Genomic DNA, 23,251 nt, shown 5'->3' with positions numbered 1-23,251 from the left:
CAAATGATCCTCAAAGTCGTCTAATACAGTCGTAAAAGCAGGACACAAGAGACTATTCAGACAGGAAGATCAAATCCAGCAATCAATAAGGACTAATCTTCTTAATATCATCATACAACTGTTTTGCCAATTTATTATTATAGCCCGTACACAATTCACGCATGCAAAGAGCGTCAAAGATAGAAAAAAGCGCAGGCAGCAATGTCCACGAAAAAACGAGAAACACAATACCGCTATTGCGATCATTCAACCAAAATCGATGAAAACCAAACCATCCTAAAAGAAGAGCATATACAACTCCCAAGGAAGGCTGCCTGCAACGAAGTTCGAATTCATTTTCAAAAACCATCTGCTCGACGAGAGACATTTTTTTAGCAAGATGTTGATACTCTTTTCTCATCAGCAGCTATGGGAAGAATGCTAATAACAGCCTAACAATGGCAGGAGTAGAGATCAAGCTTGTTGCAGAAATGCATTGGTGACTTCGCTGATCAGCCGCCTACCAAAATTAACTGTACAAAGCGAGAAAAACCGTGTAATTAGGGCACAAACTAGCCCATAAAAAACGAAGCAAATATGATCAAGCCCAGGTAGCAATTGATTCCATCAAAGCGAGCTCAGGGAACTCAGGCAGAACATATGGATCAAATCAATTTGAAACCATCAATTTTTATCATGAACCAACGAGGCCAAGGACAGAAAAGAAATCAAAAGAATAGGGTTTTCACCAACCTGTCTGATTAGGGTTGAATGTGTATGAGACAAACTGATGCCCCACTGCAGCAAATGCGGCAAGATGCCAAACTTAGGCCTTAAGCGCCTGATGAGAAGTTTTGGTCACCTTCTTGAAGCGCTATTTCATTCCATTTCAAACCTTCTGAAATCCAGGAATAAAAAACAGCAAGTCAAATAAACATGATCGCTACTAAAATACCTTGACCTCTGATTAGACCAAGGTGATCAAAGTCAAAAGATCGTTCAAAACTAGAAATTAAGCGACGATCCAAGCATCTTCTTGATCGTCTCTTTGAATGGTTCCAGACAGGTTGTCTTTCCAATGATCATAAGCCACATCAAACTCACGATCCCAAAGAGCAGGGATATCGATAACAGATTTTTTAAAATAGCCATCCTGGATAGAGCTCAGATAAAGCCTGCGCAGTGCGACCCAACGGGGCTCATTTTTGTGACATTCTAAGCATAATATTTTGCTTTTCACCATCAATATCCTCATCCGGGATACAATAAAAATCCCCAACTCTACGCTTTGAACGTAAAAAGTGTCCTTCTTCGAGTAAGTGATTGGTAATCGCATTTTGGCCGTCCTTTTGATCTAACAGTTGAAACAATTTTCGAGCCCGCTTGAGGCCAATTTGATATCTTCTATTAGCAAGCCATTGCGTTATTGCGGTACGACGAGTAATTGCTATTAAAACAAGCACCAGCGCAATGAGCAGTTCAATTTCAATAATCAGCATGATTACGTACAATCAAATCTCAAATTAGCAGTGATTCAAGGGTCGACAAGCAACATCAACTACGACGTATCAAATGTTACAGGCAAGTCCGCACCTCAGGCTGCGTCTAAAGGTTTTGCTTGTTTTCCGAAAAAAAGTACAAAGTTCATCCGTAAAAAATTCTACAGTCACCGTTCTTATCAGTCATTATTCACTCGTCTTTAATTGCCAGATCAATCTTGGCGCTCTAACCTTTTTATAGAGTTGCATTAGCCAAGCTACCCAGATGAATTTAAGTGAGTTAGGCGTCCATCATTCAGCAACAGTTGTTGGAGTCAGTAGTGACGGAAGTGACTTGAGCAATTCCTTCAAAGATCGTCTGGAAGCAATGGGAATAAGGAAAGGTAGAACGGTACGAGTCATGCGCAAGGCTCCAGGTGGTGATCCTTACGAAGTAAGAGTTGGCAGTACCACTGAAATTGCTATACGAAAGTCTGAGGCGGCTCTGGTTGAAATCACAGATGTCTCAGACACCAGAAAATCATGACACTGTCCCTTTAATCCTTTTCAACGAGTTCTAAAACATCATCATGATCACCGCAGAAACTGGTAAAACAATCCAGACAAAAAACGAATTACCAAGGATCGTTTTTATAGGTCAACCCAATACGGGCAAATCAACATTCTTCAATCGTGTCACCAACGCGACCGCAGGAGTCGCTAACTGGCCTGGCTTAACGGTTGATTTCATGCAGGCAAAAGTTGAACGCGATGGGAAAACCGTTGAATTTGTTGATCTACCAGGAATCTACGATCTCGATGGATTCACAGAGGATGAGAAGGTCGTTCAGGATTTTCTACAGCAATACAATTTTGATTTAATCGTTTGCGTTGTCAATGCATCTCAAATTGATAGACAGATACTTATACCACTGCAACTCAAAAAACTTGGTATTCCGAGTTTAGTTGCACTCAATATGGCTGATGAGGTCAAGCGCTTTGGAGTGAAAATCAATACCCAGAAGCTATCTCAACACCTTGAGATGCCTGTCTTTACGATTAGTGCAAAATATGGCGCTGGCTGCAGCTTGGCAATCGATGGTATCTGGAATACTGTTAACGACGTCAAAGATTCTTATAAAGTATCTGAACTTGTTGAATTTTGCCGAGAGAATAAGATCACCGATGAAGAAATTCAAGAATCTCTAGACCAAGGCATTGAAATGCCACCGGAAAACCTGGTGACGTTTACGAACCGCATGGATGCAGTGCTTTTGCATCCCATTTTCGGTTTGCCAATCTTTTTCCTGACCATGTTGGTCCTGTTCCTCTTTATCTGGAACGTGGGCATGCCGGCCCAGGATCCGGTTGGCGATTTCACGGATTGGTTGCAAGCAACTGTCTTAGAACCAGGGTTGAGCTTTCTCCCTGCCATCGTTAAAGATTTTGTAATCAGCGGACCTTACACAGGATTCGCTTCATTGCTCGGCTTTGTGCCACTTGTTGCCTTCTTCTTTGTGGTGATGACTGCCCTTGAAGACAGTGGATATCTCTCAAGAGCTGCATATCTGATGGACAACATCATGCGCAAGGCAGGTCTTGACGGCCGCGGATTCGTGATGCAGCTGTTCGGGTTTGGCTGTAATGTCCCAGCGATTATGGGAACAAGAACAATTCGTTCACGCAGTCAGAGATTGCTTTCGATTCTTGTCATCCCATTCGCATTATGTTCTGCAAGGCTACAAGTATTTGTTTTCTTCCTGGGAATCATTCTTCCTAGCTACTTAGGTGCTGTAGCCCTATGGCTTCTCTACATCATTAGCTTTATCGTGGCCTTCGTCATGGCGATGATTTTCAATGCTAGTGGACAGTTCAAGTCGAAAGATCCGTTTGTCATTGAATTGCCTCCCTACAGAACACCTACATTCAAACAAGTTGCATTGAATGTATGGAGTGAAATGAAGACATTTGTTCAAAAGTTATCTGTCTTCATGATTATTGGTACAACTATCACGTGGTTCCTGACTAATTATCCTGGTGGTGCCGAGGGTTTAAATACCTATGCAGGACAAATCGGAACTTTCTTCCAACCCTTGATGGCTCCCTTGGGCATCAATCCATTATTGACTGTTTCACTCATCATTGGCTTCGTCGCTAAAGAGGTTCAGTTGGCTGCTGTTGCGACGATGTATGGATTGAGTGAAGGCAGTGATGCACTCAAAACAACACTGGGAGGAGCTATCAATTTCCAGCAAGGCTTCAGTTACTGCCTTTTCAGCCTTTTGTACGTTCCATGCTTAACCACTGTTGCCACGATTTGGGGTGAAACAAAATCAGCGAGATTCACCCTATTCTCTGTTGCCGTATCAATGATCGTTGCCTGGGTTGTTGCTTTTGGGTTCTATCAAGCATACAACTTAATCTTTACATCTTGAATTTCATAAATTGAGCAAAACTTGGTGGTGATCACAAATAACACCACCAAGTTTTTTATTGTCTATTTTGCACAAGAAAATTGATTCATGCCAACAAACAGAATTCAGCCTTGCGGAACTAAAGAACAGGAGACAATTCAAAAGATGATTAAAAAGAATTCAACAGTTGATTGACGAAAATTTATATAAGCGCAATTAGAAACTGATCCCTTTAACAGAAAAGGATGAACGATATGATGAAAACAACCAATTTCTAATCAGCCAAACACCGACTTTTAAATTAAGCGGCTCTGTTCTCCAAGGGTGTGAAATCCCAACCGATTGGAGTTGAAGTAAGGTTTTTTTCTTGATAAGCCTGATAAAGCTCTTCAATCTCAACGCACGCTTTGTCATAAGCGAACCAACCCATCATGCGTCTTGAATGTGCCCGACCTCGATTGTCCACAGAATGGTCAACCGTAACACCTTCAGTTTCAGCACTCTCAAAAGCACTTAAAAGAGGAATTTGAGAATTTAAGACGTGGATATCAAAACCTTCGAGAATTTCAATAGCTGACTGAGCTGAGGATTTTTTTCGTGAGTCAACCTTAACCAACAAAGCGGCATAAGGAATGCGATAATTATTTAACAACTTCGACATTTCAACTGTTAACTCTAAGGAGCGACTCTGAGGGGTCGTAGGAAGTATAATAATATCGGAACCTTCAACAAGATTTTTAAGTTCTTCTTCGTTGCTGCTCGCCTGACCATCTGTCACAACAATATCCGCACCTCTTGCAGCTTTGGCTGCAGCTTCAATAGGAATGACCGGATAAGGAAGCAATTCACGTGCTCCATAAGCAGTTGCCGATCGATTTCTATCGGCATCAATTAGAGCGACTTTTTTATGTTGCTGGGCCCAGATAGCGGCCAAATGAACGCTCGTACATGTTTTAGCAACACCTCCTTTCTGACCAAAAACAGTGATAAACATTGCTTCTAAGAAATTTTTAATATCATTACGTCAAAAGGCAAGATGTCAAGTGCTTTTAAATTCCATGTCATGACCAAAACACCACGAACAATCAGCCGCTACGGCGTGACTCAATCAGAACATCGGATCAACAAATACACCAATTAAACAGTATTCAATCCAGGCGGGCCAAGACAAGCCAAAACGTCCAATTGGACACTGGATCGCATCAACAGCTCAACCGGGCAGAGGCAATTGAAAGCAATGGACTCTCTGCCCCAAAGTCTGACCATCCTGATTGACAGAAAACAGCAATTCCATCTACTCGAAAGAACATTGAAGGAATTGAGCGCCAATAAAAAACGGAGCGGTATCCCTATCGCCCCGTCACAGAACAAGTATCTGGGGCAAGGACTCCAGACTTCGAAATTATCTCGAATAACAAGAACGACTGTGGATCCACTGCTTGTATTCAGAGTTTTCATCCATCAGAGCCATGCCATCGGTGATCTTGACTTCAGTACGCGTAAGTCCGTAACGAAAGGCAGACATCAGCAGCAGATGACACCAGCCTTTCCCTAGACAAGTAGCCATATACACAGAACACAGACCTATTCCCATTCCGAGCCAAGTGGCAGGAACCTGGGAATGACTAAACAGTCACGGTTCATTGCATGAAATCACACGTGATAATCGCGGCTACTGACCAGATTGTTTTCCATGAACGAAAATTCAAACGATCCACTGCCTCAACAGGAGGACATAGAGAGCTTTACCGCCTGGATGAAGCGCAACCGTCTTGACAGTGGCCAGCCTTGGTTGTTTTACGGCGAAGATGAGTTGTTTGAGGATGTGATCTAAAACACCTGAATCACCCCAAAACAATGGATACGGTATTGAGTGATTAGACTGAACAGCAGAATATAAACACACAAATCTTTTATGCCTCTTAAATTTATATTGCATCACCCCAGAAAATAAATACGAGCAAAATTGTTGCATCCAGCGAAACCCTAAGATCATCAATAATTAATGGAATTACAAATTCTCTGATTTATCTAAGACTGAGTGACCAATCCATGATTCAAACTATAACAATTTGCCCTAGCTAAGCCGCTTGATGGTCGCTAAAGCTAGTTCGACGCACCAGTCTTGGGGAAACATTTCCTGTATTCGTTTCAAGGCACCACTGATCAAGCTCAATGGTTTGAATCATTTCGAGAATTTCATTCACTGAATCCAAGTCTTGTTGCATGAATTCCATAACCACTCTAATTTTTGCATAGACGTCAGATTCTGATTCACAAAAATATCGAACGGGGCCTTGAATACCTCGACTAATATACTGGTTCAGGAATCTTTCAAGACTGTCTTTTTCATATCCATCTGCAATCGTATTCTTTAACTCAATACATCTTATTGTGAAGTAGATAGCTGTCGTATTAGACATGGATAAAAAATATTTGAAACACACTAGTGACCTTGATTCTGCCTTCGCGAATAAGCAGATACACTCGGCACATACTTTAATCACTATGAGCAGGCCTAACTGGGCCGAGGATAAAAACTGTTTTCAGATGCGAGTAAACGGATTCTCTAGACGGGCTTTAAAACAATATTTTATAACATAGAGCATCTGGATTGACCGACTTCATTGACAAACTCTTGGCCACTGAGCACTCGTTATAACTACAATCTTTGTCAACCGCGTTTAAATTATTTCTGTTTTCGGAAGGGATCCTGCATTAAACACGATGAGTTTTGAAAACCTAATTCAGGATCAATTCCACTCAAGATTCATCGGCACTCTATCCTTATTTCAAACTGGTCCTAAGTCAATAGGGGTAGCCATTAGGAACAAAAAATTGTTCATTGATCGGAGGGCGCGCATAATCACCTTTTTTCGGTCTTGGAGGAAGCTTGATCCCTGGAGGAGTCATATCTTCCCATGGCACCTTACTCAGTACATGGCGGAGACAATTGAGTCTGGCTCTCCTCTTATCATCCGCTTCAACGGTGAACCAGGGAGCCTCAGGAATATTGGTTCGCGTAAACATCTCATCTTTTGCCCTTGAAAAATCAACCCAACGGTTGCGCGCCTCAAGATCCATCGGACTCAGCTTCCACCGGCGCGTTGGATCATCAATGCGCGATTGAAAACGCGCCTCCTGCTCAGTGTCGCTGACAGAAAACCAGTACTTAAGAACAAGAATGCCGCTGCGTACAAGCATTCGCTCAAATTCAGGAGCATCGTCAAGAAACTGGTCAACCTGTCTAGGGCTACAAAAGCCCATCACACGCTCAACACCGGCTCGGTTGTACCAGCTTCGATCGAACACAACGATCTCACCAGCAGCAGGAAAATGTTCCACATAGCGCTGAAAATACCACTGGCTTTTTTGGCGCTCGGTTGGTGTTCCCAATGCCACAACCCTGCAACCTCTTGGGTTTAGCGGCTCGGTCAGTCGTTTGATCGTGCCGCCTTTTCCAGCGGCATCACGCCCTTCAAAGAGAACGATCATCCGGTAGCCGGTTTCACGAATCCAGTACTGCATCCTAACCAGATCAGTCTGTAGGCGAGTCAATTCAGCCTCATAAAGCTTCTTGTTCAGCCTCGTAATCTTTTGATGATGATCTTCCATAAGTTCCCCAAGTCGCTCAGAGGGAGTGTCAATGTCCTGCGCACTTCCCTCAAGGCTTTCAAGGGCAATGTCAGAGATGCGGCCAAGACGTTTTTTGTCCTTGCCTTGAACGTGCTTTTTGGTCTTGCTCTTGTCCTTGTTGCCCATGTTCGGAACAAATCCGTTCCTATTGGAGGCAGCGGATGTGGCGAGCTCTCCATCTGCTCTAGTTTTTCTCAGATTTCAGCTCGTCAGTGTCGCGGAATGGCCATCCGGCAAAGGCAGGCTGAATCGAATCGCAAACCTGCCTAGATCAATCCCTGAATTGATGTTGGCGCGATGGATGCACTCGAGCCTGCCGCCGTGCAGACGGGCGACGTGAGACACAATGGCCAGCCCTAAACCGCAATGGCCCTGTTGACCGCGTGATGAATCAAGCCGATGAAAAGGTTGCAAAGCCTCTTCCCATTGCTGGGCAGGCATCCCTTTGCCCTGATCCCAGACGTCGATACAGCAGCGTGCATTTTCGACATGCAAATGGAGAATGACCGGGGCCACTCCGTAGGAGAAAGCATTATCAATCAGATTGGCGATTGCACGACCGAGCGCAACGGGTTTGACCGAAACGGACAGCGGATCTAACTCGAGACGCAATTGATCAGCCGGATGGCTGCTGGCCACCTCCGCCAGCAATTGATCCAGGGGAACTTGAACCGAGGTTTCACTGTCGCCACCGCCGGCAAACAATAAAAACTGCCCTGTGATTCTCTCCAGAGATTGAAGATCACCAGCACATCGCTCCCGCTCATCCGCTGAGAGCTGTGGCATGGACAGACGGAACTGAAGACGGGTGATCGGTGCTCGGAGATCATGAGCGATGCCGGCAAGCATGGTCGCCCGCTCTCGACGATTGGCAGCCAACCTCTGCACCATGGCGTTGAAGCGTTGAGTGAGGCGTTGAACCTCCGGAGCACCGCGGGCGGCAACGGCATCAGGGTCTTCTCCCTCACCCACTCGAGAAAGAGCTTTCTCCAACCCACGCAGAGGCGCCTCCACCTCCACAAGCAGGAACAATCCACCGCAGATGATGCCGGCACCCACGAGTGAAAGTCCAAGCAGTGTGGGCTCCGGTGGCCAACGCATCACCGAGGGCACGTCCACCCGCAGCCAGATGGGCTCCAATGGGGAAATCAGTTCGATCCAAACGCTGCGTTCGCCGCGGGCAGCCCGGTCGGGCAAGACCATTGGACAATGGGAGAGTCGTTGACAAAGCTGAAGTTGCAACGCCTCTGCCTGACGTTTGAAGGCCGCTGACGGTGGCAAAGGTGCGGGTTTCGGGCGAACCGCGACCTCAAGATCAAGACCGCTCAGTTCCGCGACCAGATGAGGTGGATAACGCTCAAGAGCCAGCTCCGTGAGTCGCACGTTCAGGGCCAGATCTCTGCCGAGCTGAATGGTTTGCAACTGCTCCAGTTGGCGACCAAACAGAGCCTGGAACACCACCAGGCAAAAGGCCGAACTACCAAGGGCCAGTCCTCCCCAGCCCAGCAAAGCAGTGAGACGCTTCTGCCAGGGACGGGAAGGCATCGACAACAGTCGCGAGGGAATCAGAGGGATCGGGTTGACCGGTGTAGAACGAACACGCTCTCGTTCTTTACTCCCGCTGCATGCACAGCTTGGTAAACAGATGAAATTGTACGGAAAGTGGTCGCTTTCGGACGGGCTTAAATCGACATCAATCTGAGCGGAGAACACTGGAATTGAGGCACGAGATCGATACCATCTCCGTCATCGCGAAGTCAACAAGCCATCTATTTCTACAACAAAGATGGATCACACCATTACGATGTTACTCAACTCCATATCCTGCAATCAGCAGAGAACTTCATTCATTCAGTCTTGGGGCATAAATTGTGACCTTTAAGAACATACGAACATTGCTCTTCCTCGGCAGCTGGAGAGCATCAATGAGCATTTTTAATTTTAGTACGGCGTGGATTTTAGCAGAACTTAGTCCTTCCCCAATGATCAATAGCCTACTGATCTTACCTCGAAGTATTTCCGCATTATTGCCCCTTCAACGCAGTCGCCAGGGACTATTGCTATTCACACTGGCAGCCTTATTGTTTGAAATTGTTGTGATTGGAATGTATTTCGATCTCAGCAACAAAACATTCCTGATTTTCTTGACCTTCTTAAGTGCCCAGCTGGCATCACTGGGTATCACTAAAAGTGATGCTGTCATCATAGGATTTACGCAAGCAAGCGAAGGAACAACGAACCAACAAATCCTCCAAGGTAAGGATGTTGGGGGAGTTACTGGAACGTTTCTTGGGGGCATAGTTTACCCAGCTTTTAAACTCTTTCCTCCCACACTGTTGCTGATACTGCCAGTGGCCTGGCTTGCCAATAGAGAGATCAAAAAGCAAGCACAATCGTTGCTAAAAAAAGCCGAGTCCGCAAAAAGCGTTCCACCGCTGGAAAAGTGGAGCCTATTGAACGGATTCATGATCGGCGCTCTATTTTCTCTGTTACCATTATGGGTCCTCCAAATCGAAGGAGGTGATTCAGTTGATCTCTCCTGGATCATCGGTTCTTTTATGCTCGGCCGGATTTTTCAGAAGCATATACTTCCAAAAATAAAGGCTTGTTCATACTATGGCTTGTGCTCATTCCTGATATTTCTAGCGACCTATCCAAACACTCCTGTGTGGCTCGACGTTGTTCTCTTCATGCCCTTAGGTGCTTCAGTTGCACGGATTGAGCTTGAACTCATTAATTATCTTCACTCATACGGAAATCCTGCACGACGTTTCGACATCATCGGTCGGTCAAGTGCTGTTGCCGGTGTTTTCGGAGGTTTGACGATGGGGGTAACAGGTGAATTATTCGGCGTTCGAGGGGGGTTAGGGCTACTTGCTGTTGTCTTTGCAATCGTGGGATTGGTTTCCTGGCGATGGCAACGTCCAGCGACCCTCTCAACAGGTCCAAATAACGATGAATCGAAAGGGCCATAACTTGGCTGGCCACATGTTGTGGATGACCTTGCCAACCCCTTTGAGCTGATCATCAGTTCAAACAATTATTGAAGCTCCAGACCTTGTTAGAGATGAGTTGACCTCCAGCCCAAACGATTTAGCCAGGCTTTGCCAGGCAGGATGATCCCGTTCCGCTCTTGCTGTGCAACAGGAATAATCAACGCCGAGCAGGCATGCAGATGCTTCACGATTGGTGAGCTGGGTGGCTCAGTGCCTTGTGCGGGGCTCGCCATCAGGTACGAATACATATCCGTATCCCCAGACCGTCTGCAGATAGCGCGGGCGAGTTGGATCCGGCTCCACCAGTTTGCGCACCCTGGAGACCTGCACATCCATGCTGCGGCTGTCGGTATCGCAGCCAGGACCTCGAGCCAGCTCAATCAAGCGTTCGCGCGACAGAGGGCGATGAGGGTGCTGAACGAATGACGCCAGCAGGCTGAACTCGCCACTAGTGATCACAACAGGCTTGCCCTCGCGGGTGAGTGTGCGGGCAGCCAGATCCAACACGTTCTCGCCAAACACCACATCACCCCCTTCAGCCAAAGGTGTGCCTGCAGGCAGTGCACTACGCCGCCTCAACACCGCTTCAATCCGAGCTGAAAGCTCACGGGGCAAAAAGGGCTTAGCCAGGTAATCATCAGCCCCCTGCTCCAGACCAATGATGCGATCCACGCCTTCTCCACGGGCCGTCAGCATCACCACCGGCAGGTCATCGCCAGCATCCCTCAGGCGACGCAGTGCTGTCAGCCCATCATCACCGGGCATCATCAGATCGAGCACGATCAGATCCGGTCGCTGAAATTCCAGGCGGGCCTCAAGCTGCTTCACATCGCTGAGGCTGCGGACGTCATAGCCCTGATCTAGCAGATAGGTCCCAACCATCTGACGCAAATCAGGGTCATCATCGACCACCCAGATCATCGAAGTGCGGGGCATGAGTTCTGTCGCTGCTTCAAGTTGCACTGATCGTATGGATCCTGTTGCCTCCTGTCGCGCTGAAACGAACCTTGTCACAGCTGATCGGATCACTGTCACGACTCAGACATGTCCATGTCGCCCAATCTCCATATGCTCATGCAATGGCAAAGCGCTTGTCACATCCAGTGTTGATGGCCTTCGTGCTGCTCGGGTTGCAAAGTCTTGGCCTGTTCTCCTCTGTTCTGGCAAGCCCACGGCATGTTCAGGTCTATGGGAAACGCATGGAGGCACTGTTCATCCGGATGGATGTCAACGGTGACGGTCGTCTGGAATCGGGCGAAGTCCGGGGTCGGCCCTATTTCGAGAGGCGACTGCAACGGCCTGATTCACGGGGCTACTTGTTGCTGAAAGATCTCAGACCCCTGAGCCCTCATCCAAGTGGTCAGCGGCTGCAGAAACGTTTCCGTCAGGCCGATCGCAATGGTGATGGTCGGATCGACCAGCATGAATGCCAATCACTGCCCTGGTTGAGCCGAAATTTTGTGAGCTTCGATCTCGACGCCGATGGGGGACTCACGCTCGAGGAACTGTGGACGGTGCAGCGTTCACTCGCTCCGCGCCCCTGATGCTCAGCAACTGATGCTCAACGGCGGGGCCTGGATCGACGATGGATCGCTTGGCTTGGCTTGGGCCGCTCAGAACTGATCAAGCGTGTGAAGGATTTGACCAGACGGAAGCCTCCAGACAGCAGGGCCAAAAGGCCCGCCAGAAGAAGCACTGCGATCAAAATGACCGCAGCAAGCCCGAGCAAGGCCTCCAGGAGCTGTCCAAGACCTCGGATCAGGTCAGCGATGGCTTCACTGACCACAACCATGGCGTCGACCTTCTGAGGCAACCAGCTCAGAAATGCGAGCAAGCCTGTGCCAAGGGCCAGCAATAGAACACCCTCAAGCATCTGACGGCCGACTGAAACAGCCCTCAACCGGGGACGCTTTCTGAACACTTTCCGAGTCTTGGGCACAGCACGAAGAGGTCTCAGATTTGGGGAATTCATGACACCGTTTCCTGAGCGAAGCCAGTGATCAGTAATCGACGCACAAAGGCGATCAAAAAGCAGAGCGACGCTGACGGAATGAACTCAGCGATCCAAACAACAGAACTCTTGAGGTTGGACGGACTCACAGCCATTCGAAAGCTGAGGCATACGCGTCATTCTGAGCTGCCTGGCTCAGAGGTCAACGCTCTTCATCAGGTTGTGCAGGATCGCTGATCGGAGTTTCTGTTTTGACCTCGGGGGCCTGCGCAGGGCTGGGAGGTTGGATTTGAGGCAATGGCAACAGAATTCCCAAGACGCCCAAAACAACCACCGTTGCACCTCCAAGCAGCGGAGCTGTCAGCCTTTGCGTCAAAGGGATCCGCTCAACAAGATCCCGGCGATGAAGTGGTTCATGCTGAATCGATGGCCAGGCCAGACAGACACGGCCGTCGCTTCGTAAGGCATCAAGACAACGGACGAGATCGGCCAGTTGAGCATCATCAAGATGAATGGACAGTGGCGGAATATCCGGCTGGCCACTGGTGAGATCAAGACGATGCTGGGCCCCATCGGGGACCAGTCTCACTGGATCGTGCAGCGCTCCCAGGGAACGAACCACACCTGAAAGACGCAGACGCACATAGGGAATCACCACCTGCATCAACGCTTCTAAATGTTCGCGTTTGCCCTCCAGCTCGGAGGCACCGACAATTTTCAAGCGCCATGTGGAAAGAATTCCAATGGCCTGCTCTGCATGACCGGCTGAATAGTCAGGCAACCCTTCAACTTCCAGTCGAGCAGTGGTTTGGTCGTAGCGGTAGGACTGTTTGAGCATCACCATCAGGGGGTCGGATCAAGAAGACTGGCGCGGAGACGATCCACCCCACCGGGTCCAGCAGCGAGTGCCAGGGTCAGGACCAGCTGTCGCTGCAGCGGGCCTTCAGGCTCGCTACCAAGGAAGCGCTGAATGGCACCACGCCGCAGATTCATGCGCTCCTCGATCAGATCGCGCAGACGCTGATGGACCAGTTCCCAGCGCTGACGAGTCAGCTCACTGGGCTCTTTGCTGGAAAGCAACTGGTGAAGCATCGGATAGAGACGGTCGGCCATCATGCAGAGGATCCTGATCAAGGCCTCTGTTTCCACAGCACTGAGCTGACCACGTCGTGTTGAACGTCTGAGCGGGTTGTGACAGCGACGTTTCCAGAGCTCAACCCGATTGGGAAAGATCGTCTCAAAACCAAGCTGACGGGTTGCCCAGAGCATGGCCTCCCCTCCGTTCAGGTCGAGAGATTCAACAGTGAGCAGAAGCAGATCAAGGCGCTCAAGAGCACGGCGGCCAAGAACCGCTTCAGGAATCGACGGATCAGGAGCCGCCTCAGCAGTGACATCGGTCATGGCTGCGATGATGCCAGGGTTGAGGCCTTTGCGTCACCACCCTGTGGATCTTCGTCAGTTCATTCGCGATGTGCCGGACTTTCCAAAGCCAGGAATTCTGTTCCGCGACATCTCGCCAATGCTTCGGGATCCCCGTGGATGGAGTGAAGTGATGCAGCGGCTTGGCGACGTATGCGATCGACTCCAACCAGACCTGATCGTGGGAATTGAGTCCAGGGGCTTCATCGTGGGCACTCCGCTGGCAACCCAGAAAGGGATTGGCTTTGTACCAGTAAGAAAACCTGGAAAACTTCCAGGCGAGGTGACGGGTGTTGATTACACCCTCGAATACGGCAGCGATCGTCTTGAAATCCAGACCGATGCTTTAGCGGATGGATCACGTGTCCTGCTGGTCGACGACCTGCTTGCCACCGGTGGAACGGCAGCAGCCAGTGTTGAGCTGATTCAAAAGGCTGGAGGCAAGCTCGTGGGCTGCGGGTTTGTTATTGAGCTGGCAGATTTGGCCGGACGAAGTCGATTGCCGGAGGGGCTTCCAATCACATCACTCATCCGTTACGACTGATTCGGGCATCATGGCGGGACGCCAGACCCTGCAACACGACGACAGGGGCGTTTAATCCTGCTGCTGTTGCCAATCCAGAACTTCCTGATATTGCGTGAGGTTCAGCAGTCCAAAACTCCAAAGAACAACCGGGAGGGGAGCCTGCTCCAGATGGGCCTGACGGATGCCGAGATTGATGGCGTTTTCGCTCAATCCCAGCTTTTGCTGCAGAAAGGCAATCAACGCGCGGGAAGCCACTGGTTGTGGATCACTGCTGATGACCATCAACTGCAGAGCGAGACGCTTATTTTGGCAGCGTTTTCAACAAGGTGCCCGGGCCATCGGTCATTGCGGACAGACTCAAGCGTCGAATCCAGCTGACGTTCTTCAGCATGAAAAGCGCTAAACGCCTGAACGGCATCAGCAGCGGATTGTGATTGGAGAAGAAACGAATCAGCAGATCCGTTGCCAACAAAACACTAGCCAGATCGAAGCGACGACAACGGGAGTAGCGTCTCGCCAGAGAGGTGGGGGCTATGTCTCCATGACGCACTGCCTCGGTCAGATTCAAGAGGTCACTGACATCACGCCAGCAAAGATTCAAACCCTGGCCACCCACTGGATGGCAGCGATGAGCTGCTTCTCCCACCAGAAGTAGGGATCCACGGTGGAGACGCAGCGCCAGGCTCAACTCCAGTGGAAATGCTCCAGGATCATCAAGGAGTTGAACAACGTTCACCCCATCAGGAAGGATTGCGTCCAGCGCCGACAACAACTCTGCGGGAGAGGACGCCGCGCGGTCTCGACATCGCTGCAGCGGTGCACTCCAGACCACCTGATAACGATCCTGCCCAAGCGGCAGAACTGCCATAGGACCTTCAGGACGGAACAGCTCGTAAGCACAGTGTTGATCGGCGCCTGTTAAGCGAAGCTTCGCGGTCAGGCAACCCTGTTGGTAAGCATGAGACCAAAAGGGCACCTCAGCACGACGCCGCAGCATGGAACGTGGACCATCAGCAGCGACGATCCAATCGCGAGAACAAGCTTTAACGAGAGGGTCCTCTGCTGGCGAAGCTTGATCGAGTTGCAGCTCAACATGATCCGAGCACTCAAGCCGCTCCAGCAAAAGGTTCATCAAAGGGCGATGGTCAAGAATCCATCCGATCGCCTCTGAGCTGCGATTGCCAGGTCGCAGATCGCGAACGTTGAACCAGGCTGTGCGGTGGGCAAAGCAATCATCGAGCCGCAAAGAGCAGAAGGGCTCCATCTGATCCAGCAAGGCCGTCCACAGGCCCAGATCCTGCAGAAGACGCCTGGAAGAGTGTGTGATGGCGTAAGCGCGGCTGCGATTCAGCAGCAACTCAGCACTCAAACGGTCAGATAAAACAACAAAAAAACCCTGTTGCGCCAATCCAAGCGCTAACAGGGATCCCGTAGGACCAGCCCCAACGACGCGGAACTGGTGATGGACTGCTTTGACAGCGGAGTCTCGAAATTGAGGGTCAGCTGTCACCACTCCGAATAATCAGCCAATGCCGAGAAGACCACGAGTAAAAGCTTCGCCACCCAGAGCGAATTCCGTGGCCAGCAATGCCACGAAACCAAGCATGGCCATACGGCCATTCAGCATTTCTGCACGCTCATGAAAGCCCCAGCCACTCTCTGTATCCACCACTTCCATACGGGGCTCGGTCGCAAAGGCATTCAGCCGGCCACCATCTTCAGTGGTGACTGTGGCGCCGCGAATAGCGGGTGCGTTGGAGGGGACTTGGGTCATGATCAACCTGACTTCTTTACGTAGCGTAACGCATTATTAAGAACTTTTACGCAAACGCATCCTGCAGAGATCCTGAAAAGCCGGTCTAAGCAGATAGGGATACTCCCCAACCCAGAGCTTGAGTTGAGGCAGCCATACATCAGTGAGGGCGCCAACACTGGAAAAGTCCTTGCGGTCACTGAGAACAATGCAGCGAACCAGCACGCCGGCACGGATCGCTGAATGGGTCTTGGTCATGGGAAAACTGACCCGTCCCAGGTAGCCGTCCTCATCGGAAAGCTCAAGGATCATCCAGGTTCTACGGTTTTCAACCAGTTCAAGCCGACCGCTGGCATCAGCTTGTTCGCGCTGGTTCTCCACCCGTTCCCTGGTGTAGGCCTCAATGACTTCACCCTCAAACAGGGCGGCTGATGGGTAGCGCCGCAAGGACGCATTGCGGCGACCCGCCTCAAGAATCGGCCCCCAGAGGATGTAGAGGAGCAAAACGACTCCGGCTATGAGCCAGACAGAGCCCCATCGGTTGAACGAAAGGCTCTGACTGATCAAAAGAGTGATCACTCCTCCGATGCCTGAGATCAGCAAACGCTGCAGAACCTTGCGTGGATCACCAAGTGCAAACCTGAACTGGGTTCCTGTCGCCACAGCGGGGATCAGCTTCTGCAATTCGCCGGGACGAAGTGGAATCAGCATGAAAACTCAGATCAGCCTCTCCAGGCCGTAGACAAGCCCTGAAAGCTGCCTCACTTTGCGAACACACAGCAAAACACCGGGCATGTAAGCGGCGCGATCAATCGTGTCGTGGCGAAGCGTATAGGTCTCACCCGGTGCACCGAACATCACTTCCTGGTGAGCCACCAGCCCTGGCAAGCGAAGGGAATGCAGACGCAGCCCGCTGGGGCGTTCACCGCCGCGACTGCCCTCGAGCGACTCATGCTCATCCACCTCTGCGGCATTGAATGACTTGCCGAGCTCCTCCATCAGCTCTGCGGTTTTGATGCAAGTCCCACTGGGAGCATCGGCCTTGCGGTTGTGATGCAGCTCGGTGAGCTCGGCATGGTCATAGAAACGTGCCGCTGCAGCCGCGGCCTGCTGGAGCAGCACCATGCCCACAGAAAAGTTTGGAATCACAGCGCCTCCCACGGAGGCTTTCTCTGAAAAACTCTGCAGATCATTGAGTTGATCTGGAGACAGACCTGTGGTGCCGATCACGGGATGCACTCCGTATGCGATGGCGGCTCGGGTATTCGCATAGACCACAGATGGATGGGTGAAATCCACCATCACTGCCCCTTGGCCGGGACCTGCATCACGAACCGCCTGACTGGTGGCGCAAAGGCAACCCTCCAGGTCTGCCGTAACGGCCACTTCTATGGCTCCGAGACCCAGCAGTTCACCGATGTCTGCTCCTTCCTTGCCAGGTGTCGTATCGACAGCCCCCACCAGATGACAGTCCTTTGAAGACTGAACAGCGCGGATCACCTCGGCACCCATGCGCCCCAGCGCTCCGGTGACCAGAACAGGGATCGTCTGATTCGCAACAGCGCTCATGCCAGGGGTGTCTCTCGTCGGAGCCTATGGGCAGATCGAGTTGTAACACCGCGAGAAAACATGCGCCTAGATCTGCTCCTCGCCGTAAAGTTCGTTACACAGCTAAACGTGCGCCGATGTTCACACAGGTCCGCTCCGCCAATCGCCGCGTGGCTCCTGTGGAGGGTCAGAACCACAAATCCGTGATGAAAGCGGTTTATGTGGTTTTGGAGCCTCAATATCAAAATGCGCTCACGCAAGCAGCCACAGCTCTGAATGCCGGTGGGAGCGATCTGGGAATCGAACTCAGTGGATACCTGATTGAAGAACTTCGGGACGACAGTAATTACGAGGACTTCAAACAAGATGTTTCTGAAGCGGATGTCTTCATCGCCTCATTGATTTTTATCGAAGATCTGGCTCAGAAGGTCGTCGATGCCGTAACACCACATCGCGACAGTCTTAAAGCTGCAGTTGTCTTTCCCTCCATGCCGGAGGTCATGCGTCTCAACAAACTCGGCAGCTTCTCAATGGCTCAGCTCGGGCAGAGCAAGAGCGCCATTGCCGGGTTTATGAAAAAGCGCAAGGAGGCTGGCGGAGCAGGGTTCCAGGACGCCATGCTCAAGCTCCTCAACACCCTGCCCACGGTTCTAAAATATTTGCCGGTCGAGAAGGCGCAGGACGCGCGCAGCTTCATGCTCAGTTTTCAGTACTGGCTGGGTGGAACACCAGACAATCTGCGCAACTTTCTGCTGATGCTGGCTGACAAATATGTTTTCCCTGCAGAGGAAGGCGAGGAGCGTCCTGTGATGGACGTTGCAGCCCCCGAAGTCTTTCCTGATCTCGGCATCTGGCATCCACTGGCACCCTCGATGTTCGAAGACCTCAGGGAATACCTCAACTGGACATCCAGCCGCACAGATCTCTCAGAGAAAGCTCTAAAAGGGCCGGTGATCGGTCTTGTTCTACAGCGCAGTCACATTGTCACCGGAGATGATGCCCACTACGTGGCCACGATCCAGGAGTTGGAGTTCCGTGGTGCCCGTGTCATTCCCATCTTCTGCGGGGGCCTCGACTTCTCCAAACCAGTCAACGCCTTCTTTTACGACCCTCTCAATCCAGAGCAACCGCTTGTTGACGGCATCGTTTCCCTCACCGGTTTTGCGTTAGTGGGTGGCCCTGCCCGTCAGGACCATCCAAAGGCAGTTGAATCACTAAAAAAACTCAATCGCCCCTACATGGTGGCTTTGCCACTGGTGTTTCAGACGACTCAGGAATGGGAAGACAGTGACCTCGGTCTGCATCCGGTTCAAGTTGCCTTGCAAATTGCCATTCCAGAGCTGGACGGCGCGATCGAACCGATTGTTCTCTCAGGCAGAGATGACGCCACCGGAAAAGCTCACACATTGCAGGATCGAGTTGACGCAATCGCTGAACGCGCGATCAGGTGGTCGTCTCTACGAATCAAACCCCGCGTCGACAAAAAACTGGCGATCACGGTATTCAGCTTCCCACCCGACAAAGGAAATGTTGGCACTGCGGCCTATCTCGATGTCTTTGGCTCCATCCATCGCGTTATGGAGGAGATGAAAGCGAAGGGATACAACGTGACTGATCTGCCTGCCACCCCCCGGGCACTGCTGGAAGCGGTGATCAACGATGCCAATGCCATGCAGGGATCACCGGAGCTTTCCATCGCCCACCGGATGAGCGTCGAGGAATATGAGCGACTCACTCCCTACTCAGAGCGGCTTGAGGAGAACTGGGGCAAACCTCCCGGCAACCTGAACAGCGATGGGCAGAACCTGTTGGTGTTCGGCAGGCACTTCGGCAACATCTTTGTCGGCGTACAGCCCACCTTCGGCTACGAGGGTGATCCCATGCGTCTGCTTTATTCGCGAAGCGCTAGTCCTCATCATGGATTTGCCGCTTATTACACCTACCTAGAAAAAATATGGAAAGCGGACGCAGTGCTGCACTTCGGCACCCACGGGTCCCTCGAATTCATGCCCGGCAAACAGATGGGGATGAGCGAAACCTGCTATCCAGACTCCCTGATTGGATCGCTGCCGAACCTCTACTACTACGCAGCCAACAACCCCTCGGAAGCCACGATTGCCAAGCGTCGGGGTTATGCATCGACAATTAGCTATCTCACTCCGCCCGCAGAGAATGCAGGTCTCTACAAGGGTCTCAAAGAACTAGGCGAATTGGTTGGCTCGTACCAACAACTGCGTGAAGGTGGTCGCGGTATTCAGATCGTCAACACAATTGTCGAGACGGCTCGTCAATGCAACCTCGACAAGGATGTTGATCTTCCCGAGGAGGATGCCTCAACACTTGATCTAGACGGCCGCGATGCCCTCGTTGGAGCGGTTTACCGCCAACTGATGGAGATCGAAAGCCGCTTGCTTCCTTGCGGACTGCACACCATCGGCAAGCCACCAACAGCCGAAGAAGCCATCGCCACCCTGGTCAACATCGCCGCGCTCGAACGCGATGAAGACGGACTCCGATCACTTCCAGGCTTGTTGGCTGAATCCATCGGTCGAACAATCGAAGACGTCTACAAAGGAAATGACAACGGTGTACTCGCTGATGTCGAACTCAACCGCACTATCACCGAGGCATCGCGTGCAGCCACCTCCGCCATGGTCCGGTCTGTCACCGGCAGTGACGGGAGGGTCAACCTGCGCAACAACTGGTCGTGGTTCAACAACCTGCTTGCCCGCTTCGGCTTCAAGCGACCTTCTCCATGGCTGAAGGCATGTCACAACAATGGATTCAACGAAATCGATCCAACAGAGCTCGACAGGCTGTTCGCGTATCTACGCTTCTGCCTTGAGCAGGTTTGCGCCGACATGGAGATGGAGAGTCTTCTCAAGGCTCTTGATGGTGAATACATCCTCCCAGGACCTGGTGGTGATCCGATCCGTAACCCTGGAGTGCTTCCCAGTGGCAAAAACATTCACGCCCTTGATCCTCAGGCCATACCAACAAGAGCTGCTGTTGCAGCCGCCAAAGGGGTCGTTGACAAGTTGATCGAGCGCCAAAGGCAGGAGCAGGGAACATGGCCTGAAACCATTGCTTGCGTTCTCTGGGGCACGGACAACATCAAGACTTACGGCGAATCACTTGCTCAGATTCTCTGGTTTGTGGGTGTGAAGCCCATGCCGGACTCCGTCGGTCGAGTCAACAAGCTTGAGCTGATTTCTCTCGAGGAGCTGGGACGCCCCCGTGTTGATGTGGTGGTGAACTGCTCTGGAGTTTTCCGTGATCTATTCATCAACCAGATGGCACTGATCGATCAGGCCGTGAAGATGGCAGCCGAAGCTGATGAGCCGCTTGAGCAGAATTTTGTGCGCAAACATGCTCTTGAGCAGGCTGAAAAAGAGGGAAGCAGCTTGCGAGACGCGGCCTGTCGGGTGTTCTCGAATGCCAGTGGCAGCTACAGCTCCAACGTGAATCTGGCCGTTGAAAATAGCACCTGGGAAGAGGAAGGCGAACTGCAGGAGATGTATCTCTCCAGGAAAACCTTTGCCTTCAATGCTGACAATCCTGGTGAGATGAACCAGAAGCGTGATGTCTTCGAAAATGTGATGAAAACCGCTGACGTCACCTTCCAGAACCTGGATTCTGCAGAGATCTCCCTCACTGATGTGAGTCACTATTTCGACTCCGATCCCACCAAACTGATCGCTGGTTTGCGTGATGACGGCAAGGCACCCACCAGCTACATCGCCGATACCACCACCGCCAATGCTCAGGTGCGTTCCCTGAACGAGACGATTCGTCTCGACTCGCGCACCAAACTTCTCAATCCGAAGTGGTATGAAGGAATGCTCGACTCGGGTTACGAGGGTGTTCGAGAAGTTGCGAAGCGCCTTAATTTCACGCTTGGCTGGAGTGCTACCAGTGGCTCGGTTGACAACTTCGTCTACGAAGAAGCCAACGAAACTTTCATCAACGATCCGGAAATGCGTAAGCGTCTGTTGGATCTGAACCCCAATAGCTTCCGTCGGATTGTGGGAACTCTGCTCGAGGTGCACGGACGCGGTTACTGGGACACCTCGGATGAAAACATCCAACAGCTGCAGGAGCTCTACCAGGAAGTCGAGGATCGGATTGAGGGCGTCACGACCGCCGAAGCCTGAACATTGGCCTCACAGCACTGACCTTTCAGCTCTGAAGGTTCAACTCTTCAGCCGGTGATCTGACACCGGCTTTTTCAAGGGTGAACCACACAGTTCACTGCGGCAGCGAACAACGCTCCTGACAAAGCTGGTCCAGTGATGCACGGTTGGTGATCTTCAGCCGGTATCGAGCCCAGACGCCATAAAGAGCATCAACCACTGGTCCGAGCACTGGCCAGCGGGTGGGCGCATACAGCCAGCCGAGACCAATCAGGCGATAAGCCTCGCGAAACACTGCGACATCAGTGAGCACGGTTCCATCGGCCTGAATGGCATGAATCCTCGCCATCGCCTGTCGATAGCTGATACCGGACCAGTTCTCAGGGGAGTAGTCCGGCGCATCGACATCAATGAAACGGATCGACTGATCGCGATCTTTGCGACGTAAAAACGTCACCTCGCGCACGCACAGTGGACATCCCCCGTCGTAGAGCAGGGTGAGCTCAGGGCTCGTGCTCATGAGTGTCTTTCACTTTCAAAGAGGTCTGTTCTAGCCAGCTCAGTCACGAATGTTGGCGGGCGAACCTTGCCGAGCCACCGCCGCGGCCATGGTTACCACCTGACTGATCGGCCCTACATCGTGGACGCGCAGCACGTGGACCCCAGCCTCCACAGCCCTGGCGCAGACAGCAGCCGTCCCCCAGATCCTTGCCTTGGCACGGGGCTGGTCAAGAACAGCGCCAATGAAACGCTTCCGTGAAGGTCCAAGCAAAAGCGGAATGCCGTCCTGCTGAAGCTCGTCCAACTGTCTGATCAGCTGAAGGTTCTGGTCTGTGGTCTTCGCGAAGCCAAGACCTGGATCCCAAATCAGCTGGTCCTGGCTCAGGCCCGCTTGGAGAGCTCGGTTGGTGCTGAGCCTGAGTTCCTGCAACACTCCGGCGACAACGCCCTGGTCGCCGTAATCGGTGCAGTCGTCCATGGTTTGACTGTCACCGCGACTGTGCATCAGCACATACGGGCAACCAGCCTCAGCGACCAACGGCAGCATGGCAGGGTCACGCCGGCCTCCGCTGACATCGTTAATCCAGTCGGCGCCTGCTTCCAACGCCGCTCTGGCCACGGATGCCAGAAATGTGTCCACGGAAAGAATCACCTGCGGATGGGCTGCTCGGATGCTTTGCAGGCAGGGGAGAAGACGCGACAGCTCTTCTTCCGCACCCACATCAACAGCACCAGGCCGGGTGCTCTGGGCACCGAGATCGAGCACCTGCGCTCCATCCCGAAGCTGGCGTGACGCCTCGTTCAGGGCCAGATCCGCCCGGTTGAACCGCCCTCCATCACTGAAGGAGTCCGGGGTGAGGTTGATTACCCCCATCACAGCCGGGCGACAGCCCCAGCAGGCGGGATAACGCATCACT

The 23,251-nt window shown here is 51.4% G+C and carries 25 protein-coding genes; 7 read left to right on the top strand and 18 right to left on the bottom strand.

The window, feature by feature from the left end; translation table 11 throughout:
• Positions 1 to 82: 82 nt before the first annotated feature.
• Both DXY31_RS04825 and DXY31_RS04820 read right to left on the bottom strand, forming a co-directional pair.
• Entirely contained in the window at positions 83 to 400 is a 318-nt protein-coding gene (locus tag DXY31_RS04825; RefSeq protein WP_114992662.1) for a TM2 domain-containing protein, read from the bottom strand.
• A gap of 778 nt (positions 401 to 1,178) precedes the next feature.
• A complete protein-coding gene (locus DXY31_RS04820; RefSeq protein WP_114992660.1) occupies positions 1,179 to 1,478 on the bottom strand; it encodes a hypothetical protein in 300 nt (99 codons plus the stop codon).
• A gap of 265 nt (positions 1,479 to 1,743) precedes the next feature.
• Here DXY31_RS04820 and DXY31_RS04815 point away from each other — a divergent pair, with 265 nt between their 5' ends.
• Positions 1,744 to 2,004, top strand: coding sequence for a FeoA family protein (locus tag DXY31_RS04815; protein ID WP_114992658.1), 261 nt, complete (start codon positions 1,744 to 1,746; stop codon positions 2,002 to 2,004).
• Positions 2,005 to 2,047: 43 nt separating this feature from the next.
• Complete coding sequence (gene feoB, locus DXY31_RS04810) at positions 2,048 to 3,892, top strand: ferrous iron transport protein B (RefSeq protein ID WP_114992656.1); 1,845 nt, start codon at positions 2,048 to 2,050, stop codon at positions 3,890 to 3,892.
• Positions 3,893 to 4,172: 280 nt separating this feature from the next.
• Here feoB and DXY31_RS04805 read toward each other — a convergent pair whose 3' ends face one another.
• Entirely contained in the window at positions 4,173 to 4,865 is a 693-nt protein-coding gene (locus DXY31_RS04805) for a ParA family protein (RefSeq protein ID WP_114992654.1), read from the bottom strand.
• Between the two features lie 699 nt (positions 4,866 to 5,564).
• Here DXY31_RS04805 and DXY31_RS16800 point away from each other — a divergent pair.
• On the top strand, positions 5,565 to 5,705 hold the full coding sequence (locus tag DXY31_RS16800; RefSeq protein ID WP_170953561.1) for a hypothetical protein: 141 nt from the start codon (positions 5,565 to 5,567) through the stop codon (positions 5,703 to 5,705).
• 247 nt (positions 5,706 to 5,952) lie between these two features.
• On the opposite strand, the gene DXY31_RS04795 is transcribed toward DXY31_RS16800, so the two are convergent.
• From DXY31_RS04795 to DXY31_RS04785, 3 genes are all read right to left on the bottom strand, one after another.
• A complete protein-coding gene (locus tag DXY31_RS04795) occupies positions 5,953 to 6,294 on the bottom strand; it encodes a hypothetical protein (RefSeq protein WP_114992650.1) in 342 nt (113 codons plus the stop codon).
• Positions 6,295 to 6,679: 385 nt separating this feature from the next.
• Positions 6,680 to 7,633: a polyphosphate kinase 2 gene (gene ppk2 / locus DXY31_RS04790; protein WP_114992648.1), complete on the bottom strand. Its 954-nt coding sequence runs from the start codon at positions 7,631 to 7,633 to the stop codon at positions 6,680 to 6,682.
• A gap of 75 nt (positions 7,634 to 7,708) precedes the next feature.
• The gene (locus tag DXY31_RS04785; RefSeq protein ID WP_114992647.1) at positions 7,709 to 9,052 is read right to left on the bottom strand and encodes an ATP-binding protein; all 1,344 of its coding nucleotides are present in this window, start codon (positions 9,050 to 9,052) and stop codon (positions 7,709 to 7,711) included.
• A 380-nt stretch (positions 9,053 to 9,432) separates the two neighbouring features.
• Here DXY31_RS04785 and DXY31_RS04780 point away from each other — a divergent pair, with 380 nt between their 5' ends.
• The gene (locus tag DXY31_RS04780) at positions 9,433 to 10,482 is read left to right on the top strand and encodes an MFS transporter (protein ID WP_137024900.1); all 1,050 of its coding nucleotides are present in this window, start codon (positions 9,433 to 9,435) and stop codon (positions 10,480 to 10,482) included.
• Positions 10,483 to 10,710: 228 nt separating this feature from the next.
• On the opposite strand, the gene DXY31_RS04775 is transcribed toward DXY31_RS04780, so the two are convergent.
• A complete protein-coding gene (locus DXY31_RS04775; RefSeq protein ID WP_170953560.1) occupies positions 10,711 to 11,439 on the bottom strand; it encodes a response regulator in 729 nt (242 codons plus the stop codon).
• Between the two features lie 143 nt (positions 11,440 to 11,582).
• Here DXY31_RS04775 and DXY31_RS04770 point away from each other — a divergent pair, with 143 nt between their 5' ends.
• A complete protein-coding gene (locus DXY31_RS04770; RefSeq protein WP_244279547.1) occupies positions 11,583 to 12,047 on the top strand; it encodes an EF-hand domain-containing protein in 465 nt (154 codons plus the stop codon).
• A gap of 17 nt (positions 12,048 to 12,064) precedes the next feature.
• On the opposite strand, the gene DXY31_RS04765 is transcribed toward DXY31_RS04770, so the two are convergent.
• Genes DXY31_RS04765 through DXY31_RS04755 form a run of 4 tightly spaced genes read right to left on the bottom strand, consistent with a single transcriptional unit; the run spans position 12,065 to position 13,855 of the window.
• A complete protein-coding gene (locus tag DXY31_RS04765; RefSeq protein ID WP_114992643.1) occupies positions 12,065 to 12,475 on the bottom strand; it encodes a hypothetical protein in 411 nt (136 codons plus the stop codon).
• Entirely contained in the window at positions 12,472 to 12,609 is a 138-nt protein-coding gene (locus DXY31_RS16795) for a hypothetical protein (RefSeq protein ID WP_170953559.1), read from the bottom strand. The genes DXY31_RS04765 and DXY31_RS16795 overlap by 4 nt, the downstream gene beginning before the upstream one ends.
• A 47-nt stretch (positions 12,610 to 12,656) precedes the next feature.
• A complete protein-coding gene (locus tag DXY31_RS04760) occupies positions 12,657 to 13,298 on the bottom strand; it encodes a DUF4335 domain-containing protein (protein ID WP_371639108.1) in 642 nt (213 codons plus the stop codon).
• On the bottom strand, positions 13,298 to 13,855 hold the full coding sequence (locus DXY31_RS04755; protein ID WP_114992641.1) for a DUF3038 domain-containing protein: 558 nt from the start codon (positions 13,853 to 13,855) through the stop codon (positions 13,298 to 13,300). Before DXY31_RS04755 ends, DXY31_RS04760 begins: the two co-directional genes overlap by 1 nt.
• On the opposite strand from DXY31_RS04755, the gene DXY31_RS04750 reads away from it, so the two are divergent.
• Positions 13,854 to 14,417, top strand: a complete 564-nt coding sequence (locus tag DXY31_RS04750; RefSeq protein WP_114992639.1) for an adenine phosphoribosyltransferase — start codon at positions 13,854 to 13,856, stop codon at positions 14,415 to 14,417. The two genes, DXY31_RS04755 and DXY31_RS04750, sit on opposite strands and share 2 nt — an antisense overlap.
• Before the next feature lie 51 nt (positions 14,418 to 14,468).
• On the opposite strand, the gene DXY31_RS04745 is transcribed toward DXY31_RS04750, so the two are convergent.
• Genes DXY31_RS04745 through dapB form a run of 5 tightly spaced genes read right to left on the bottom strand, consistent with a single transcriptional unit; the run spans position 14,469 to position 17,721 of the window.
• The gene (locus DXY31_RS04745; RefSeq protein WP_114992637.1) at positions 14,469 to 14,681 is read right to left on the bottom strand and encodes a DUF2949 domain-containing protein; all 213 of its coding nucleotides are present in this window, start codon (positions 14,679 to 14,681) and stop codon (positions 14,469 to 14,471) included.
• 19 nt (positions 14,682 to 14,700) lie between these two features.
• Positions 14,701 to 15,909, bottom strand: a complete 1,209-nt coding sequence (locus DXY31_RS04740) for an FAD-dependent monooxygenase (protein ID WP_114993062.1) — start codon at positions 15,907 to 15,909, stop codon at positions 14,701 to 14,703.
• 12 nt (positions 15,910 to 15,921) lie between these two features.
• Positions 15,922 to 16,173, bottom strand: coding sequence for a chlorophyll a/b-binding protein (locus tag DXY31_RS04735; RefSeq protein ID WP_114992635.1), 252 nt, complete (start codon positions 16,171 to 16,173; stop codon positions 15,922 to 15,924).
• A 36-nt stretch (positions 16,174 to 16,209) separates the two neighbouring features.
• Complete coding sequence (locus tag DXY31_RS04730; protein WP_114992633.1) at positions 16,210 to 16,863, bottom strand: hypothetical protein; 654 nt, start codon at positions 16,861 to 16,863, stop codon at positions 16,210 to 16,212.
• Positions 16,864 to 16,869: 6 nt separating this feature from the next.
• On the bottom strand, positions 16,870 to 17,721 hold the full coding sequence (gene dapB, locus DXY31_RS04725) for a 4-hydroxy-tetrahydrodipicolinate reductase (RefSeq protein ID WP_114992630.1): 852 nt from the start codon (positions 17,719 to 17,721) through the stop codon (positions 16,870 to 16,872).
• Positions 17,722 to 17,837: 116 nt separating this feature from the next.
• Between dapB and DXY31_RS04720 the strand changes: the two genes are divergently transcribed.
• Positions 17,838 to 21,854: a magnesium chelatase subunit H gene (locus DXY31_RS04720; RefSeq protein WP_114992628.1), complete on the top strand. Its 4,017-nt coding sequence runs from the start codon at positions 17,838 to 17,840 to the stop codon at positions 21,852 to 21,854.
• Between the two features lie 94 nt (positions 21,855 to 21,948).
• On the opposite strand, the gene DXY31_RS04715 is transcribed toward DXY31_RS04720, so the two are convergent.
• Positions 21,949 to 22,353, bottom strand: coding sequence for a thiol-disulfide oxidoreductase DCC family protein (locus DXY31_RS04715; RefSeq protein ID WP_114992626.1), 405 nt, complete (start codon positions 22,351 to 22,353; stop codon positions 21,949 to 21,951).
• Between the two features lie 39 nt (positions 22,354 to 22,392).
• Positions 22,393 to 23,247: a dihydropteroate synthase gene (gene folP, locus DXY31_RS04710; RefSeq protein WP_114992624.1), complete on the bottom strand. Its 855-nt coding sequence runs from the start codon at positions 23,245 to 23,247 to the stop codon at positions 22,393 to 22,395.
• Positions 23,248 to 23,251: the final 4 nt, after the last annotated feature.

The sequence above is a fragment of the Synechococcus sp. UW179A genome (assembly GCF_900473965.1).
Classification (GTDB): domain Bacteria; phylum Cyanobacteriota; class Cyanobacteriia; order PCC-6307; family Cyanobiaceae; genus Synechococcus_C.
Note: the sequence above shows the minus strand (reverse complement) of the source record. Positions and strands in the feature narration are given on the sequence as shown.